The following is a 2,902-nucleotide window of genomic DNA, read 5'->3' on the forward strand; positions in this document are numbered from 1 at the left end:
ATCCATGACACCACCCCTGGCCGCATGATCATCGGCGAGCTTCTGCCGAAGAACGTCAACGTGCCTTACGAGACCGCCAATCAGGAGATGACCAAGAAGAACATCTCCAAGATGATCGACACCGTCTACCGCCACTGCGGTCAGAAGGAGACGGTCATTTTCTGCGACCGCATCATGGCACTCGGCTTCAGCCATGCCTGCCGCGCCGGCATTTCGTTCGGCAAGGACGACATGCTGATCCCGGACGCCAAGATCAAGCTGGTCTCCGATACCGAGGCTTTGGCCAAGGAATACGAGCAGCAGTACAATGACGGTCTGATCACGCAGGGCGAGAAGTACAACAAGGTCGTCGACGCCTGGGCCAAGTGCTCGGAAAAGGTCGCCGACGAAATGATGGCCCGCATCAAGGCGGTCGAGTTCGAGGACAATGGCCGTCAAAAGCCGATGAACTCGATCTATATGATGTCGCACTCCGGTGCGCGTGGCTCGCCCACCCAGATGCGTCAGCTTGCCGGCATGCGCGGCCTTATGGCCAAGCCGTCGGGTGAAATCATCGAGACGCCGATCATCTCGAACTTCAAGGAAGGCCTGACCGTGCTCGAGTACTTCAACTCGACCCACGGCGCCCGCAAGGGTCTGGCCGACACCGCCTTGAAGACGGCGAACTCGGGTTACCTCACCCGTCGTCTGGTCGACGTGGCGCAGGATTGCATCGTCAACTCCGTCGACTGCGGCACCGACAAGGGCCTCACCATGCAGCCGATCGTCGATGCCGGTCAGGTCGTCGCATCGGTTGGCCAGCGCGTGCTGGGCCGTACGTCGCTCGACGACATCACCCATCCGGTGTCGGGCGAGATTCTGGTCAAGGCCGGAACGCTGATGGACGAGCGTGACGTGGAACAGATCGAAAAGGCCGGCGTCCAGTCGGTCCGCATCCGCTCGGCACTGACTTGCGAAGTCAGGGTTGGCGTCTGCGCGGTCTGCTACGGTCGCGATCTTGCCCGGGGCACCCCGGTCAACCAGGGTGAAGCTGTCGGCGTCATCGCGGCGCAGTCGATCGGCGAGCCGGGCACGCAGCTCACCATGCGTACCTTCCACATGGGCGGTACCGCGCAGGTGGTGGACAGCTCGTTCCTTGAAGCCTCGTATGAGGGCAAGGTCGAGATCCGCAACCGCAACGTGGTGCGCAACTCCGACGGCCAGCAGATGGTCATGGGCCGCAACATGGCGGTGCTGATCCTCGACGAAGCCGGCAAGGAGCGCGCCTCGCACCGCCTTACCTATGGTTCGCGCATCTTCGTGGACGATGGTGACAAGGTGAAGCGCGGCCAGCGTATCGCCGAGTGGGATCCCTACACCCGTCCGGTCCTCACCGAAATCGAGGGCAGGGTGTCGTACGAGGATCTGGTCGACGGCATTTCTGTTCAGGAAACGGCCGACGAGTCGACCGGCATCACCAAGCGTGAGGTCATCGACTGGCGCTCGACGCCACGCGGCAACGACCTGAAGCCGGCGATTGCCATTCAGGACGCCAAGGGCAAGGTCGGCAAGCTGTCGAAGGGTGGCGACGCCCGCTTTCTGCTCTCGGTCGAGGCCATTCTTTCGGTCGAGCCGGGCTCGCAGGTTCGCCCCGGCGACGTGCTGGCGCGTATTCCGATGGAAAGCGCCAAGACCAAGGACATCACCGGCGGTCTGCCGCGTGTTGCCGAACTGTTCGAGGCACGTCGTCCGAAGGATCACGCCATCATCGCCGAGATCGACGGCACGATCCGCTTCGGCCGCGACTACAAGAACAAGCGTCGCATCATCATCGAGCCGCATGACTCGACGCTTGAGCCGGTCGAATACCTGATCCCGAAGGGCAAGCCGTTCCATCTCCAGGACGGCGACGTCATCGAGAAGGGCGACTACATCCTCGACGGCAATCCGGCGCCGCACGACATCCTGGCGATCAAGGGCGTGGAGGCACTTGCTTCCTACCTCGTCAACGAGATCCAGGAGGTCTACCGTCTGCAGGGCGTGTCGATCAACGACAAGCACATCGAGGTGATCGTTCGCCAGATGCTGCAGAAGGTCGAGATCACGGTGCAGGGCGACTCGACCTACATCCCGGGCGATCATGTCGACGTGATCGAACTGGAAGAGGTCAACGAGCGTCTGGTCGAGGACGGCAAGAAGCCGGCCGAAGGCCTGCCGGTGCTGCTCGGCATCACCAAGGCATCGCTGCAGACGCCGTCCTTCATCTCGGCCGCCTCCTTCCAGGAGACGACCCGAGTGCTGACGGAAGCTGCCGTTGCCGGCAAGACCGACATGCTGCAGGGCTTGAAGGAAAACGTCATCGTCGGCCGGCTTATCCCGGCCGGCACCGGCGGCACGATGAGCCAGATCCGGCGCATCGCCACCTCGCGCGACGAACTGATCATCGACGAGCGCCGCAAGGCCTCCGGTGTGGAAGTCGCCGAGCCGATGCTGGCCGACATGACAACCGCCGCGCAGTAGGCGCGGCGGCCAAAACAAAAAATAGAGCGGTTCGTCGTTTCGATGAACCGCTCCAGGAATCTCAGGCAACAAGGCCGTCGGGGCAACCCGGCGGCCTATTTCTTTGTGCTATTCGGACAGCCTCTCGAAGCGAAGCAGATCGCCCGGCTGGCAGTCGAGGTAGTTGCAGATGCGCTCCAGCGTGTCGAACCGGATGCCCTTGACCTTTCCCTGCTTCAAAAGGGAAAGATTGGCCTCGGTGATGCCGACATATTCGGCCAGGTCCTTCGACTTCACGTTTCGTTCGGCGAGGACGACATTGAGCCTGACCCTTATGGGCATGAGCTGATCCTCATCAGATGAACTGCGCGTTTTCTTCGGCGAGTGCCGATGCCTCGGCCATGACCCAGGTGATCACCGCGAC

The 2,902-nt window shown here is 62.0% G+C and carries 1 protein-coding gene and 1 pseudogene; one reads left to right on the forward strand and one right to left on the reverse strand.

The window, feature by feature from the left end; translation table 11 throughout:
- A pseudogene (locus EN993_RS34020) lies at positions 1 to 2,499 on the forward strand (DNA-directed RNA polymerase subunit beta'); the annotation flags it as partial.
- Between the two features lie 108 nt (positions 2,500 to 2,607).
- On the opposite strand, the gene EN993_RS34025 reads toward EN993_RS34020, so the two are convergent.
- A complete protein-coding gene (locus EN993_RS34025; protein ID WP_127266067.1) occupies positions 2,608 to 2,820 on the reverse strand; it encodes a helix-turn-helix transcriptional regulator in 213 nt (70 codons plus the stop codon).
- Positions 2,821 to 2,902: the final 82 nt, after the last annotated feature.

The sequence above is a fragment of the Mesorhizobium sp. M7D.F.Ca.US.004.01.2.1 genome, assembly GCF_003997785.1.
In the GTDB taxonomy this organism is placed as follows: domain Bacteria; phylum Pseudomonadota; class Alphaproteobacteria; order Rhizobiales; family Rhizobiaceae; genus Mesorhizobium; species Mesorhizobium loti.